The sequence below is a fragment of the Rhodobacter sp. P2_H5 genome, assembly GCF_056403335.1.
On sequence record NZ_JBFUFS010000016.1, the window covers coordinates 1 to 14,243 of the forward strand.

Annotated in this window: 12 protein-coding genes; 5 read left to right on the forward strand and 7 right to left on the reverse strand. The window is 65.5% G+C overall.

The window, feature by feature from the left end; all coding sequences use genetic code 11:
- Positions 1-292, forward strand: a 292-nt coding sequence (locus AC1DVR_RS18090; RefSeq protein WP_478002004.1) for an IS1595 family transposase, incomplete at its 5' end; no start/stop codon positions are given.
- A 51-nt stretch (positions 293-343) separates the two neighbouring features.
- On the opposite strand, the gene AC1DVR_RS18095 is transcribed toward AC1DVR_RS18090, so the two are convergent.
- The 3 genes from AC1DVR_RS18095 to AC1DVR_RS18105 form a co-directional block, all read right to left on the reverse strand.
- Positions 344-955 (reverse strand): LacI family DNA-binding transcriptional regulator, encoded by a 612-nt coding sequence (locus tag AC1DVR_RS18095; protein ID WP_478002005.1) that lies wholly within the window; start codon positions 953-955, stop codon positions 344-346.
- Between the two features lie 50 nt (positions 956-1,005).
- Positions 1,006-2,175 (reverse strand): DUF993 family protein, encoded by a 1,170-nt coding sequence (locus AC1DVR_RS18100; RefSeq protein WP_478002006.1) that lies wholly within the window; start codon positions 2,173-2,175, stop codon positions 1,006-1,008.
- A 137-nt stretch (positions 2,176-2,312) separates the two neighbouring features.
- Positions 2,313-3,800, reverse strand: a complete 1,488-nt coding sequence (locus tag AC1DVR_RS18105) for an FAD-dependent oxidoreductase (RefSeq protein WP_478002007.1) — start codon at positions 3,798-3,800, stop codon at positions 2,313-2,315.
- Positions 3,801-3,959: 159 nt separating this feature from the next.
- Between AC1DVR_RS18105 and AC1DVR_RS18110 the strand changes: the two genes are divergently transcribed.
- Genes AC1DVR_RS18110 through AC1DVR_RS18125 form a run of 4 tightly spaced genes read left to right on the forward strand, consistent with a single transcriptional unit; the run spans position 3,960 to position 7,425 of the window.
- Positions 3,960-5,387, forward strand: a complete 1,428-nt coding sequence (locus AC1DVR_RS18110; RefSeq protein WP_478002008.1) for a DHA2 family efflux MFS transporter permease subunit — start codon at positions 3,960-3,962, stop codon at positions 5,385-5,387.
- A 48-nt stretch (positions 5,388-5,435) separates the two neighbouring features.
- The gene (locus tag AC1DVR_RS18115) at positions 5,436-6,209 is read left to right on the forward strand and encodes a hypothetical protein (RefSeq protein WP_478002009.1); all 774 of its coding nucleotides are present in this window, start codon (positions 5,436-5,438) and stop codon (positions 6,207-6,209) included.
- The gene (locus tag AC1DVR_RS18120) at positions 6,206-7,033 is read left to right on the forward strand and encodes a TolB family protein (protein ID WP_478002010.1); all 828 of its coding nucleotides are present in this window, start codon (positions 6,206-6,208) and stop codon (positions 7,031-7,033) included. The genes AC1DVR_RS18115 and AC1DVR_RS18120 overlap by 4 nt, the downstream gene beginning before the upstream one ends.
- Positions 7,034-7,047: 14 nt before the next feature.
- Positions 7,048-7,425, forward strand: a complete 378-nt coding sequence (locus AC1DVR_RS18125) for a rhodanese-like domain-containing protein (RefSeq protein ID WP_478002011.1) — start codon at positions 7,048-7,050, stop codon at positions 7,423-7,425.
- A gap of 66 nt (positions 7,426-7,491) precedes the next feature.
- Here AC1DVR_RS18125 and fzlA read toward each other — a convergent pair whose 3' ends face one another.
- The 4 genes from fzlA to gltB all read right to left on the reverse strand — a co-directional run bounded on the left by fzlA (position 7,492) and on the right by gltB (position 14,241).
- On the reverse strand, positions 7,492-8,157 hold the full coding sequence (gene fzlA, locus AC1DVR_RS18130) for an FtsZ-binding protein FzlA (protein ID WP_478002012.1): 666 nt from the start codon (positions 8,155-8,157) through the stop codon (positions 7,492-7,494).
- A 109-nt stretch (positions 8,158-8,266) separates the two neighbouring features.
- Positions 8,267-9,001, reverse strand: coding sequence for a monofunctional biosynthetic peptidoglycan transglycosylase (gene mtgA, locus AC1DVR_RS18135; RefSeq protein ID WP_478002013.1), 735 nt, complete (start codon positions 8,999-9,001; stop codon positions 8,267-8,269).
- A gap of 61 nt (positions 9,002-9,062) precedes the next feature.
- On the reverse strand, positions 9,063-9,560 hold the full coding sequence (locus AC1DVR_RS18140; protein ID WP_478002014.1) for a DUF1269 domain-containing protein: 498 nt from the start codon (positions 9,558-9,560) through the stop codon (positions 9,063-9,065).
- A gap of 142 nt (positions 9,561-9,702) precedes the next feature.
- A complete protein-coding gene (gene gltB / locus AC1DVR_RS18145; RefSeq protein WP_478002015.1) occupies positions 9,703-14,241 on the reverse strand; it encodes a glutamate synthase large subunit in 4,539 nt (1,512 codons plus the stop codon).
- Between the last annotated feature and the right edge of the window lie 2 nt (positions 14,242-14,243).

Sequence of the window (14,243 nt, forward strand, 5' to 3'; positions counted from 1 at the left end):
GTCCTCGACCATCAACACGGACCGGTGGAGGGCCTACAATCACCTCGACGCGGTCGGCTATTCCCATGTCCGCGTCGCCCACGGTCGCGACGAATTCGCCCGTGGCGAGGTCCATATCAACGGCATCGAGGCCTTCTGGGGCTACGCCAAAACCCGCCTCGCCCGCTTCCGCGGCCTAAGCCCCAAAACCTTCCCCTTGCACCTCAAGGAATGCGAGTTCAGATACAACAATCGCGGCAAGAACCTGACCAGGATCCTGCTCAAAATCTGCCGCGAAAACCCGCTCTCCTAGTCAAGACCCTTCGCAGAAAAATCGGGACTGAGGGGGCATCCCGGGCCTTCGTCAGGGTAAGGCGCCGGGGGGAAGGACCTCTGGAACGGTTCCATCCTCGACCCAGGCCAGCAGCACCTTGGCCAGCTTCCGGCCAAAGGCGGCGCTGTCGCAATCCGGGGCCTCGGGCGCGAGGAAGGGAAGGTCGGGGGCCGCCCTGTGCAGCACCTGCAGCACCGGCAGGGCGGCGCGGCGGAGGAGGGTGAACGTATCCTCGGACGGCGCGGGCAGGGCGGCCAGCACCAGGGCCACCACGCCGTGGTCGATCATGGCGGCCACGGTCCGCGCCTGAAGCGCCGCATCGCCCAGCGTGTTGCCGATCAGGGTGGCATAGCCGCGCTGCATCAGGGCCACTTGCAAGGTGGTGGCGAAGCCTGCGCTGAACGCGTCGCGCAGGTCGGGTAGCACCAGCCCCACAAGGCCCGCCCCGGCCGGAGCGGGCCGCGTGGTGCGCAGGATGGCGGCGTTGCGGTTGTAGACATAGCCCAGATCCTCGATGGCGCGCAGCACCAGGGCGCGGGTCTCGGCCTTGACCACCGGGTTCTTCTGGAAGACCAGGCTGACCGTGGACTTCGAGACGCCTGCCACGCGGGCGACATCGTGGATGGTGGGGCGCCTCGTCATCTCTGCCTCGTCATCGCGGTCTCGTCATCGCTGCCTGTCGCCTCGGCCTGTCATCGCTGTTCGACCCCGTGCAGCGCCAGCAGCGTGGTCATCCGCCGCGTGGCAAGTCCCGGCTGCGCCAGAAGCCCGGCATGATCGGCCAGCCGGAAGATCTGCGCGTAATGGGTGATGTCGCGCGCCGATTGCAGCCCGCCGGGCAGGGCGAAATGGCCCTGCGCGCCGTTCAGCCAGGACAGAAAGCCGATCCCCGCCGCGCCATGCGCAAAGGGCGGGCGAAACAGTTCGTGGCTCAGCGGCAGGGTGGGCGCCAGCAGGCGGTGGTAGGTGGCAGGATCGCCCAAAGCCAAGGCCTCCAGCGCCTGCACGGCGGCGGGGGCGATGGCGGCCAGAAGGCCGAGCAGAGCATGGGAGTGGGTCTTGCCGTCGCCCTCGATCAGGGGGATGAAATTGGCCTCGTCGCCGGTGTAAAGCCGCACCCCCTTGGGCAGGAAGGCGCGGAAGGCGGCCTCCTGCAAGGGGTCCATGACCGAGATCTTCAGCCCCTCGACCTTGTTGGGGTTTTCCGCGATCAGGCCCAGCACGATATCGGCGGCCTGGGCGAGGTTGGTCGTGCCCCAGTAGCCCGCCAGCGCCGGGTCCTGATCGGCCCCCTGCCAATGCAGGATCACCGGGTCCTTCGCCCCGTCGATCAGCCAGCGGTAGACCTTGCGATAGCCAGCCTCGTCCGCCCCCGTCGCGGCAAAGGCGGGCGAGGGCATGATCATGAGATGGCCGCCGGCAAATTCCACCGCTTCGGCCTGATCCTCGTAAGCCGAGGCGATGGCGTCCAGCGTAGTGAGTTCGGACAGCGCCCGGTTGTCGGTGCAGATGCCGCAAACCACGCGGGGTTGCAGGGGATGCGCCTTGGCGGCGGCGAGGGTTTGCGTGATCAGCTCGGCCGCGGTGGTCCAGTCCAGCGCGCCGAAGCGCTGGGCGATGTGCAGCGCCTCGGCCAGGTCCAGGCCCTGATCCCACAGGCCCTGGCGCAGGGCCAGCGTTGCGTCCCAGTCCAGCGCGGGGCGGTTGTCCCAGGGGTTGCGGCTGCGCAGCGCGTCGCAGACCAGCGGCGCCTCGGCCAGGGCGGCGCGGGTCAGCGGCACCTTCGGGGCGCGGGGTTCCAGCGGCGTGCCGGCCAGGTGATAGGGTTCCAGCGTATGGGCGGCGGTCGGAAGGGTGATCATGGCTTGTCCTTTCGCAGMGACAGGCGGGGCCTGTCGCGGCATTCTACGCGCCGCAGGCCGGGCGAGGCCAATGCCGCCCGCGCCTGTGGCGCCGCGCGGGCAGGTTCCCGCCCGAGCGGCCGCAGCCTTGCCGCCTGTCAGCCCCGCGCCTTCAGGATATGGTCCCCGGCCCGGAGCGCCAGCGCCGCGATGGTCAGCGAGGGGTTGACCGCCGCCGAAGTCGGCAGGACCGAGGCATCGACGATGTAAAGATTGTCCAGATCATGCGCCTTGAGGTTCGGATCGACAACCGAGGCTTTCGGGTCCGTCCCCATCCGCGCCGTCCCGCACTGGTGGCTGGGCGATTTCTTCTCGAAGGTCTTCGAGACAACCACCGGCCAGCCCGCCTTCCGCAAGGCGGTTTTCAGCTTTTCTGTCAGGATCTTGTGCGCCTTGAAGTTCGACCGCTGCCAGTGCAGCACGATGTTGCCGTCCTTGACCATGACGCGGCTGTCGGGGTTGGGCAGATCCTCGGACATGGTCATCAGGTGCATCGAGTAATCGGCGACATGGGTTGCGAAAAACAGCGGCCAGCCGGTCTCTGCCGCCATGATCGGCCCGGTGACGCGGCCCAGCATCTGCACATTGCCGAGCGGCAGGTTGTCCGGCCCGCCTTCCAGATACCAGTCGTTGAACTGGATGGTCTTCTCGTAGACCGAGGTGTTTTTCCTGAACGGGCTATAGGCGAGCACCGCCGAGATATTGTGGTTCATGAAATTCCGCCCGACCTGATCGGAGGAATTGGCCAGACCCGCCGGATGGTCCGCATTGGCGGAGGTCAGCAGCATCGCCGCCGATTTCACCGCGCCCATGCACAGGCAGATCACCGGGGCGGAAATGGTCTCGGTCTTGCCGCCCGAGATATATTCGACGCCGGTCACCCGGCGGCCTTGGGAGTGCAGCTTTACCACCTCGGCGTTGCGCAGCAGGGTGACGTTGGGGTATTTCAGCGCCTCGGCCAGACCGCAGGTTTCGGCATCCATCTTGCCGCCGCGCGTGTTGGGGAAGCCGTCAAAGGTCTGCGCCCCGCCTTCCAGCCATTTGTCGATGTCCACGCCCAACGGAGAGGGACCAACGGCCAGCCCCTGCCGCCGCAGACGCGCGGCGAGGTCGGCCACCACAGGCTCATCCGGCACGGCGGGGAAGGGATAGGGCTGCGAATGGTGCGGCTCGGTCGGGTCATGGCCCAGGGCACCACGCACGTTGTAAAGCTGTTCGGCAAGGGAATACCACGGCTCCATAACGTCATAGGTGATCGGCCAGCCGGGGGTGATGCCTTCGACATGTTTGAGCGGCGCGAAATCCTCGGCCCGGTAGCGCAGAAGGACCGCGCCGTAGAATTTGGTGTTGCCGCCGGGGTAATAGTAGTTGCCGGGGTGAAAGCTTTTGCCTGCCTGATCCAGCCAGGCCTCGTCCGAGCGGAAATAGCCGCCGAAGATCGCCGCCCCGTCGCGGGCCTGCGGGCTGTCGGCCAGCCAGTCGCCCTTTTCCAGAATCAGGACCTGCTTGCCCGAGGGCGCCAGCGCCGCGGCGAGCGATGCCCCGCCCATCCCCGACCCGATGATGATGATATCCGGCTCTGCCATGTCCTGCCTCCTGCTGTCCAAACCCCCGCCCTTCCGGCTTTCCCCGATTTGGAACGTTCCATACTGGTAGGTCAGCCCGCAAAGGGCCGCAAGATTTTTCACGGAAAGCTGAAGGCAAAAGGCTTGCGCTCGATCTTGGCCTGAGACACATATATGCGCATGGCATATATTTCTCTCCCCACCCCGCGCCTGACCCGCGTTGTTCCCCTGATCGTCGCGGTGGCGCTGTTGATGGAGAATATCGACTCTTCGGTCCTGTCCACCTCCTTGCCCGCCATGGCGCTGGATCTTGCGACCGACCCGATTCATCTGAAGCTGGTGCTGACCTCGTACCTTCTGGCGCTGGCGGTCTTCATCCCGGCGTCGGGCTGGGCGGCGGACCGCTTCGGGGCGCGGACGGTGTTCCGGGCGGCGATCGTGGTCTTCACGCTCGGCTCCATCGCCTGCGGCCTGTCGCAGAACCTGTGGGAGCTGGTGATCGCCCGCACCCTGCAGGGCATCGGCGGGTCGATGATGGTGCCGGTGGGAAGGCTGATCGTGCTGCGCACCGTGCCAAGGGATGGGCTGGTGGGGGCGCTGGCCTGGCTGACGGTGCCCGCCCTTCTGGGGCCGGTGATGGGGCCGCCGCTTGGCGGTTACATCACCACCTACTGGCACTGGCGCTGGATCTTCTGGATCAACATTCCCTTGGCGGTGCTGGGGGTCATCCTCGCCACCCTGCTGATCCCCAACATCCGGGAAGAGGCGGTGGCGCGCTTTGACGTCAAGGGCTTCCTCATGGCCGGGCCGGGGCTGGCGGCCTTTCTGACCGGGGCGACGCTGGCTGGGGTCAACATGGCGCCGCTCTGGCTGGTCCTGCTGCTGGTGGGTGGCGGGGCCGGGCTGACCACAGCTTTCGTGCTGCATGCCCTGCGGGTCGAGAAGCCGCTGGTCGACCTGCGGCTCTTGACCCTGCCGACCTTCCGCATCTCGGTCACCGCAGGCACGATGTTCCGCGTCGGGGTGGGCGCCTTGCCGTTCCTTCTGCCTTTGATGTTCCAGCTCGGCTTCGGCCTCAGCGCGTTTCAGTCCGGCACGCTGACCTTTGTCTCCGGCATGGGGGCGATGCTGATGAAATTCGCGGCCCAGCCCTTGCTGCGCCGCTTCGGCTTTCGCGGCGTCTTGATGGGCAATGCGCTGGTCTCCTCGGTGCTGCTGGCGGGGCCGGCGCTGTTCACCCCGGCGACTCCGGTGGTGATCATGCTGGCGGTGCTGCTGGTCGGCGGCGTGTCGCGGTCCTTGCAGTTCACCGCCGTCAATGCCATCGCCTATGCCGAGGTGACGGGCGAGCGTCTGTCCTCGGCCACCTCCTTCACCGCGGTGCTGCAACAGCTGTCGGGGTCGATCGGCATTACGCTGGCCGCCATGACGCTGGAGGCGGCCGGCGCCCTGCGCGGCACGGCGGCGACCGACCTTGGCAATTTCCCCTATGTTTTCGGCATCATCACCCTGCTGTCGATCGGCTCGGCCCTGATCTTCGCGCGGCTGACCGCCAGCGCGGGCGAAACCCTGGTGCAGCACAAGACCCCGCGCGCCGTGGCTGGTTGACAGAGGCCGCCCGGGGGGCAAATGTCAGCCCATCCCAAGGGGGCATTCATGGATATTACCGTTACCTTCGACCGACCCGAGGAAGGGCCGAAATCCGGCCCGGTCAGCGTTGGCTGGTTCTTGACCGCAGACAAGGGCGCCGTGCTGTTTGATCCGCCCGAACGGCTGATCTTCCGCCAGACCAACAAGGCGCATGCCAAATCGGCCAGCCGCTGCCCGGCGGTGATCCAGATGGAGAGCCGCTATTTCATCATCAAATGCCCCTATGATCTGCACATCGGCTTTGGCCGCGACGACAAGGGCAAGCCGCATCTGATCAACCGGCAGGGCGCGGCCTCGCCGGTGCGGGCCAACAAGCTGAACGAGCTTCTGACGCTGGTCAACGAAACCGAGTGGCGCTATCCCGACCGGCCCACGGTGCAGCTGTCGCTGCCCTACTGCTTCATCGCCGATGAGCTGGTCTATATCTCCCAGATCGGCACTTTCGCGCATTACCGGGCCAACCCCCTGCCCGGCACGATCTTCGGAGGCCGCTTCCCCCTGAACGCCTGGCCGCGCCCCCTGATGTGGGCGTTCGAGTGGCACGAGCCGGAGAAGGACATCATCCTGCGCCGGGGTGAGCCGCTGTTCTACTGCCAGTTCGAGGCCGAGGGTCCCGACCGCCCGATTCAGGTGGTCGAAGCCGAACGCACGCCGGAACTGGCGAAATATATGGAGCAGATCTCGGGCGTGGTGAATTACGTCAACCAGACCTTCGGCCTGTTCAAGGCGGCCGAGGCCCTGCGCCCGGCCAAGCTTCTGACCCCCAAAGCCCGGGAATGAAAAGCTTTCTGGAGATCTACGATCTGACTGCCGCCCGCTCGCGCCTTGTGCTGGCGCATGACGGCGTGATCGAGGCGCCGAACTGGGACCCGAAGGGCGCGTACCTTTTGGTCAACAGCGGCGGGCGTCTGTACCGGGTGGACATGGTGACCCCGGCGCTGGAGCTGGTGGAGACCGGCTTTGCCGCCCGCTGCAACAACGACCACGGGATCAGCCCCGATGGTTCGCAGATCGTCCTCTCCTGTCACCGCGAGAATGGGTCGGAGATTTTCCTGATGCCTGCCGCCGGCGGCGCGCCAGAGGTCGTTTCCCCCCAAGCGCCAAGCTGGTGGCACAGCTGGTCGCGCGACGGCAAGGCCTTCGCCTATGCCGCGGTGCGGGGGGCCGACCGGGTCGTGGATATCTGCCGGATGGAGCTTGCGACCCGCGAAGAAACCCGCCTGACCCTGGGCGAGGGGCACAGCGACGGGCCGGATTTCTCTGCCGATGGTGCCCGCATCTACTACAATTGCGACCGCGACGGGCATGCGCAGATCTGGGTCATGCAGGCCGACGGCTCCGACCAGCGCAAGCTTTTCGCCGATGAGAATGTGAACTGGTTCCCGCATCCCTCGCCGGACGGCCAACATCTTCTCTACCTCGCCTATCCGCCCGGCACGCAGAACCACCCCGCCAACCTGAACGTCGCCCTTTGCCTGTCCGACCCCGAGGGCGAGAACCGCCGCAGGGTCTTGGAGATCGTGGGCGGGCAGGGCAGCATCAACGTGCCGTGCTGGGCGCCCGACAGCAGCGCCTTCGCCTATATCCGCTATCAACCCGACTGAACCGGAGGATTATCATGCCCGTTACCGCCAAAGACCTTGTGGCCGCCGCCAATGCCGTCGTGCCCCGCGTCTCCACTGCCGAGGCCGAGAAGATGATGGCCGAGGGCGCGCTGCTTCTGGATGTGCGCGACGCGCCGGAGCTTGCCGCCACGGGCAAGGCCGCAGGCTCGCACCATATCCCGCGCGGCATGCTGGAGTTTCGCGCCGACCCGACCTCGCCCTCGCACGACCCCGAACTGCGCCTCGATCGCCCGGTGATCCTGCATTGCGCCAGCGGCGGACGCTCGGCCCTGGCGGGGAAACTGCTGGTGGACATGGGCTATGCCAAGGTCTTCAACATCGGCGGGCTGAAGGACTGGAAAGAGGGCGGCGGCGAAGTCGTCGCCGGCTGAGCCATATGGGCGGGGGTTTCCCGCGCAGGCCGTTCAAGAAGGGCGGGGTAACCCGCCCGGGCCCCCTCAGAAATCCAGATCGGCGTAATGGGCGGGCGGCGGGAAGCCCGGCACCTGATCGGACAGGAGCGGCCGGAACGAGGGCCGCGACTTGATCTTGGCGTACCAGTCCTTGACCGCCGGGTTCCGGTTCCAGTCGACATCCGAGATATAGTCGAGCGACGACAGATGCGCCGCCGCCGAGAAATCGGCCAGCGTCATCATGTCGCCGGCCAGCCAGCGGCGCTGCTCCAGAAGCCAACCCATGTAGTCGATGTGGTACTTGATCCGGCCCGCGCCGTATTTGACGTTCTTGGAATCCGGGTAGCCCTGACCCATCAGCTTCTTGTGCACCCGCTCGTACAGAAGCTTCGAGGTGACCTCGGTATGGAATTTGTCGTCAAACCAGGCACATAGCCGGCGCACTTCGTAGCGGGTGTCCGCGTCGCGCGGCATCAGGGCCGGGGTCGGGACACTTTCCTCAAGATATTCGCAGATCGCCTGGCTTTCGGACAACAGCTTGTTGTCGATCTTCAGGACCGGCACCTTGCCCGCCGGATTGCGGCGCAGGAACTCGGCGCTCTGTTCCCAGTACCGCTCCTCGACCAGTTCGACCTCAAGCTTTTTCTCGGCAAGGGTCAAGCGGACCTTGCGGCAATAGGGCGACAGCGGGAAGTGGTAGAGGCGGATCATGCAAGGGCCTGTAACGGAGTTGCCCCCTGATACAGGCCCGGGGTTCCGGGATCAATGGTGCGTGGGGCGGCCCTGCTGCGGCATCAGGTCCGCAAAAGCGGCAGGTCGCCTAATCCACCGTCTCGAAACAGGCGGCGCGGCCGTCGGCCTCGATGGTTTCGGCGCCGGACATGATCTCGGCGGCATGGCCGCGCACGAAGGCCGAGGGTTTGGCGGCGCGGCGTTCCTTGGGGTTGGGCAGCACGGCGGCCAGACGGGCGGCCTGGGTCGGGGTCAGATGGGCGGCGTCGGTCTTGAACAGCACCCGCGATGCCGCCTGCACGCCAAAGACGCCTTCGGCAAATTCGGCCTCGTTGAGGTAGACCTCCAGGATGCGCTGCTTGGACCACATCAGCTCCACCGCCGGGGTCAGCAGCGCCTCCAGCGCCTTCCTGACATAGGAGCGGCCCTGCCAGAGGAAGACGTTCTTGACGACCTGCTGGCTGATCGTCGAGGCGCCGCGCTGGTTGCCATGGGCGATGGCATCGCGGATCTGCGCCATGTCAAAGCCCCAGTGCAGGCAGAAATTGGCATCCTCGCCCGCCACGGCAGAGCGGCCCATTTCCGGCGCGATCCGGTCCCAGCTGACCCATTCCCGCTCGATCCCGCCCAGACGCCAGCTTTCCTGCCATTGGTAGATGTTGCCGGGCGGCGGCAGGAAGGAGAACAGGAAGATCAGGAACAGGTAAAACGCCAGAACCCCCGCGACGCCACGCCCCAGCCATTTCAAGCCCCGCCGCCACAGGGGGCGCAGGGCTTTGGTCGCAACAGCGGTTTTTTTCGTGCGGGTCTTCTTCTCGGCCATGAGCCAGCATAGGCCTCAGCCCGCGGGCCCGGTCAATACCAGAAGCTTCAGAGGCGAAGCGTCAGGCGGGCGCTTTCTCCAAGGCGGCGCGCAGGGTGGCCTCGTCGTCATGGGTGAGCGAGGTTTGCAGCACGGTGCCCTTGGCGCGAAACTCGCCCAGACGCTCGACCACCTTGGCGGCGTTGAACTTGCGGGCCAGGATGAAGACCGCCGCCGTGCCGGGTTTCAGCCGCTCGCCCAGACCGCGCATGAAGTCGTCGTTGATGCCGATGTCGGAGAAGCGGCCCGACAGCGCGCCGGCACCCGCGCCCAAGACGACGCCGACCAAGGGGTTGAGGAACAACATGCCGACCAGAAGCCCCCAGAACCCGCCCGAGGCCGCGCCGAGCGCGGTCAGGTTCGCGGCCTGATGCAGCTGAACCTTGTCATCAAGCGCGCGGGTGACGACGACGACATCCTCCATCTCCAGGAGGTATTCCTTCTGCAGCTTCACCAGTTCGGCCCGCATATCAAAAGCGGTGGCATCATTGTCAAAGGACACGACGATCAGATCGGACATTTCAATCTCCTTGGTTGACCCGGAGCCGGCATCATAACGCCGGGGCGGGGCTGATCCTTGATAGATAGGGTCGGCAGATGACAAAAACCCCCGCAGCGGCGGGCGCTGCGGGGGTTTTTCGCTGTCATCGGCTGGTTCTGGCCTATTCGGCGGGAACCTTGACCGCCTCGTCGCTGAGCGGGTGCGGCAGGCGGGCCACCATCTCGACCGGGCAGACCTGGAGGAAGTTCTGCTTCTCCTCGGCCCAGTTGGCCAGAATGCGCGCGGCGTGGCGGGAGCCGGTCTCAAGCACATGGGCCTCGATCAGATCCTTCAGCTGCGCCTCCCAATAGGGGTGGCCCAGACCGCAGGTCAGGATGGTTTCCAGGTTCATCTGGTCTTCGGCCACGCTGTCGGGGTCGTAAATATAGGCCATGCCCCCGGTCATCCCGGCGCCGAAGTTGGCCCCGATCCGCCCGAGGATCACCGCGACCCCGCCGGTCATGTATTCACACCCGTTCGAGCCGCAGCCCTCGACCACCACCTTGGCGCCCGAGTTCCTGACGGCAAACCGCTCGCCCGCCCGGCCCGAGGCGTAGAGGTAGCCGTCGGTCGCGCCGTAAAGCACGGTGTTGCCGATGATCGTGTTGTCCTCGGCCTTCAAGGGCGAGGTCATCGACGGCCGCACCACGATGGTGCCGCCCGACAGGCCCTTGCCGACATAGTCGTTGGCGTCACCCTGCACCTCGATCTTCAGCCCGCGCACGGCGAAAGCGCCGAGCGATTGCCCGCAGGAGCCGTTCAGCTTCACCGTCAGATGGTCGGATTGCAGCGTGTTGCGCATGCCGAACTTCTTGACGATATGGCTCGACGCCCGCGTGCCGATGGTGCGGAGCGTGTTCCTGACCGCATAAGACAGCTGCATCTTCTCGCCCTCTTCAAAGAAGCGGGCGCCGTCGCGGATGATTTCGGCATCCAGCGTGTCGGGCACATGGTTGCGCGGCTTGGACCGGTCGTAGGTGATCTTCTGCGCAGAATCGACCGAGATGAGCAGGGGGTTGAGGTCGAGGTCATCAAGGTGTGCCGACCCGCGCGAGACCTGCGAAAGCAGATCCGCCCGCCCGATGATCTCATCCATCGACCGCGCCCCGATCGAGGCGAGGATTTCCCGCACTTCCTGCGCGTAGAAGGTGATCAGGTTGACCACCTTGTCAGCCGACCCGGTGAACTTGGCGCGCAGCGCGTCGTTCTGGGTGCAGACGCCGACCGGGCAGGTGTTGGACTGGCACTGGCGCACCATGATGCAGCCCATGGCAATCAGCGCAGCGGTGCCGATGCCATATTCCTCGGCCCCCATCATCGCGGCCATCACCACGTCGCGCCCGGTGCGCAGGCCGCCATCGGTGCGCAGGGTCACCCGCTCGCGCAGGTTGTTCATCGCCAGAACCTGATGCGCCTCGGTCAGGCCCATCTCCCACGGCAGACCGGCGTATTTGATCGAGGTGCCGGGCGAGGCCCCGGTGCCGCCGTTGTGGCCCGAGATCAGGATGATATCCGCCTTGGCCTTGGCCACGCCGGCGGCAATCGTGCCGACGCCGGAAGACGACACCAGTTTGACCGTCACCTTGGCGCGCGGGTTGATCTGCTTCAGGTCATAGATCAGCTGGGCTAGGTCTTCGATCGAGTAGATGTCATGGTGCGGCGGCGGGGAGATCAGCGTCACCCCCGGCGTCGAATGGCGCAGGCGCGCGATCAGCGCCGTCACCTTCATGCCGGGCAGCTGGCCACCCTCGCCGGGCTTGGCACCTTGGGCCACCTTGATTTCAAGCTCTTCGCAGGCGTTCAGGTATTCGGCGGTCACACCGAAGCGGCCCGAGGCCACCTGCTTGATCTTGGCGGAGGGGTTGTCGCCATTGGCTTCCGGCAGGAAGTGGGCGGGGTCTTCACCACCTTCGCCGCTGTCAGACTTGGCACCAATCCGGTTCATCGCGACGTTGAGCGTCTTGTGCGCCTCGGGGCTGAGCGCGCCCAAGGACATGCCCGGTGTGACAAACCGCTTGCGGATCGAGGTGATGGATTCCACCTCCTCGATCGGCACCGGCTTGCCCAGGGACTTGATGTCCAGAAGATCGCGCACATGGATCGGCGGGTTGGCCCGCATCGCGGCGGAGTATTGCTTCCAGATGTCATAAGACGCCCGGTCGCAGGCCGATTGCAGCATGTGCATGGTCTGGGCTTCCCAGGCGTGCTTCTCGCCCGAGCGGCGCGCCTTGTAGAAGCCGCCGACCGGCAGCACGTTCTGCTGGCTCAGCCAGCCCTTGGCATGGACCTCTTCGCATTTCAGCTGGATGCCGTTGAGGCCAATCCCCGAGATGCGGCTTTGCATGCCGGGGAAATACTCGGCCACCATGGCGCGAGACAGGCCCACGGCTTCGAAGTTCAGGCCGCCACGATAGGAGGAGATCACCGAAATCCCCATCTTCGACATGATCTTCAGAAGCCCTGCGTCGATGGCATCGCGGTAGCGGCGCATCGCGTCGATCAGGCTGCCTTCCAGCAAGCCACGCGCCACCCGGTCGGCCACCGAATCCTCGGCGACATAGGGGTTCACCGTGGTCGCGCCGGAACCGATCAGCACCGCGAAGTAATGCGGGTCGATACATTCGGCCGACCGCACGATGATCGAGCAGAAGGTGCGCAGCCCCTTGCGCGTCAGCCAGGAATGCACCGCCGAGGTCGCAAGGATCATCGGCATCGAGACCTTGCCTTCGTCCTGATGCTCGTCGGTCAGCACCAGCTGACCGGCACCCGAACGCACGGCATCCTCGGCCTCGGCCCGGATGCGCTCCAGACCCAGACGCAGGGAATCGTGGCTGGCTCCGGCGGGGAAGGTGCAGTCGATGAAGGCGACCTGCTCGCCAAAGCGGTTCACCAGCGCCTTGAACTCGCCATTGGCGATGAAGGGGCTTTCCAGAACGAGGATCTCGGTCTGGCTGGAGTTTTCGTCCAGCACATTGCGCAGGTTGCCGAAGCGGGTTTTCAGGCTCATCACCCGGCCTTCACGAAGCGAGTCGATCGGCGGGTTGGTGACCTGAGAGAAGTTCTGCCGGAAGAAATGGCTCAGCGGGCGGTAGACTTGGGAAAGCACCGCAGCCGGCGTGTCATCGCCCATCGAGGCGATCATTTCCTTGCCGTCTTCGGCCATCGGCACCAGAACCTGCTCCAGTTCCTCCAGCGTGTAGCCGGCGGCGATCTGGCGCTTGCGCAGCTCCGACCCGGTGAAAAGCGGGGCTTCCGGCACGTCGCGCAGCATTTCGTTCAGGTCGATGATCTTCTCGATCCAGTCGCCATAGGGCTGGGCGGCGGCGAGTTTGTCCTTCATCTCGACGTCGTGGTAGAGGCGGCCTTCCTTCATGTCGACCGCGATCATCTGCCCCGGCCCGAGCGCGCCCTTTTCGCGCACCGTGGCTTCATCGACCGGCACCATGCCGGCTTCCGAACCCGCGATCAGCATCCCGTCGCCGGTGACGACATAGCGCATCGGACGCAGCCCGTTGCGGTCCAGCCCGCCGCAGACCCAGCGGCCATCGGTCATGGCCAGGGCGGCAGGGCCATCCCAAGGCTCGATGACCGAGTTGCAATAGGAATACATGTCCGCCCAGGCCTTGGGCATGTTGGCGGTCTGCTTGCTCCAGGCTTCCGGCACCAGCATGGTCTTGGCCATCGGCGCGTTGCGGCCCGAACGGACCAGCACTTCAAACACCGCGTCCAGCGCCCCGGAGTCGGAGGTGCCGCCCGGGATGATCGGCTTGATATCCTCGGCCATGTCGCCAAAGGCGGCGGAGGCCATGCGGATCTCGTGGCTCTTCATCCAGTTGACGTTGCCTTTGAGCGTGTTGATCTCGCCGTTGTGGGCCAGCATCCGGAAGGGCTGCGCCAGCCACCACTGCGGGAAGGTGTTGGTGGAATAACGCTGGTGATAGATCGCGAAGGCGGATTCAAACCGCTCGTCCAGCAGGTCGGGATAGAAGGTCGAGACCTGTTCGGCCAGCATCATCCCCTTGTAGATGATGCTGCGGCAGGACAGCGAGCAGACATACATGCCCTGGATGCCGGCATTGGTCGCGGCCTTCTCGATCCGGCGGCGGATGATGTAAAGTTCGCGCTCGAACTGCTCGGCATCGGCGCCGTTTTCGCAGCGGATCAGGATCTGTTCGATTTCCGGCCGGGTCGCCAGGGCCTTCTCGCCCAGGACCGAGATGTCGGAGGGCACATGGCGCCAGCCGTAGATGTAATGGCCCATGCGCAGGACTTCCGTCTCCACGATGGTCCGGCAGCGTTCCTGCGCGCCAAAATCGGTGCGCGGCAGGAAGACCTGGCCCACGGCGATCAGCTTGGACATGTCGGGCTCGTGGCCCGTGCGGCGCACCTGGTCGTAAAAGAAGGGTACCGGGATCTGCACATGGATGCCCGCGCCGTCGCCGGTCTTGCCATCGGCATCGACAGCCCCGCGGTGCCAGATCGCCTTCAGCGCGTTGATGCCGTTTTCCACCACCTTGCGCGAGGGCTTGCCCGAAATCGAGACGACCAGACCCACGCCGCAGGACGAATGTTCATCCTCGGTCTTGTAGAGGCTGTTCTCGTCCATCCACTTGCGCTTGGCTTCCTCGGCGGCAACCCATGCTTCGTCATATTGCGTCATGA

What these genes read in the sequence shown, in the direction of transcription:
- AC1DVR_RS18095 (WP_478002005.1), bottom strand. Translation starts at nt 955, where the DNA reads ATGACGAGGCGCCCCACCATCCACGATGTCGCCCGCGTGGCAGGCGTC.
- AC1DVR_RS18100 (WP_478002006.1), bottom strand. Translation starts at nt 2,175, where the DNA reads ATGATCACCCTTCCGACCGCCGCCCATACGCTGGAACCCTATCACCTG.
- AC1DVR_RS18105 (WP_478002007.1), bottom strand. Translation starts at nt 3,800, where the DNA reads ATGGCAGAGCCGGATATCATCATCATCGGGTCGGGGATGGGCGGGGCA.
- AC1DVR_RS18110 (WP_478002008.1), top strand. Translation starts at nt 3,960, where the DNA reads ATGGCATATATTTCTCTCCCCACCCCGCGCCTGACCCGCGTTGTTCCC.
- AC1DVR_RS18115 (WP_478002009.1), top strand. Translation starts at nt 5,436, where the DNA reads ATGGATATTACCGTTACCTTCGACCGACCCGAGGAAGGGCCGAAATCC.
- AC1DVR_RS18120 (WP_478002010.1), top strand. Translation starts at nt 6,206, where the DNA reads ATGAAAAGCTTTCTGGAGATCTACGATCTGACTGCCGCCCGCTCGCGC.
- AC1DVR_RS18125 (WP_478002011.1), top strand. Translation starts at nt 7,048, where the DNA reads ATGCCCGTTACCGCCAAAGACCTTGTGGCCGCCGCCAATGCCGTCGTG.
- fzlA (WP_478002012.1), bottom strand. Translation starts at nt 8,157, where the DNA reads ATGATCCGCCTCTACCACTTCCCGCTGTCGCCCTATTGCCGCAAGGTC.
- mtgA (WP_478002013.1), bottom strand. Translation starts at nt 9,001, where the DNA reads ATGGCCGAGAAGAAGACCCGCACGAAAAAAACCGCTGTTGCGACCAAA.
- AC1DVR_RS18140 (WP_478002014.1), bottom strand. Translation starts at nt 9,560, where the DNA reads ATGTCCGATCTGATCGTCGTGTCCTTTGACAATGATGCCACCGCTTTT.
- gltB (WP_478002015.1), bottom strand. Translation starts at nt 14,241, where the DNA reads ATGACGCAATATGACGAAGCATGGGTTGCCGCCGAGGAAGCCAAGCGC.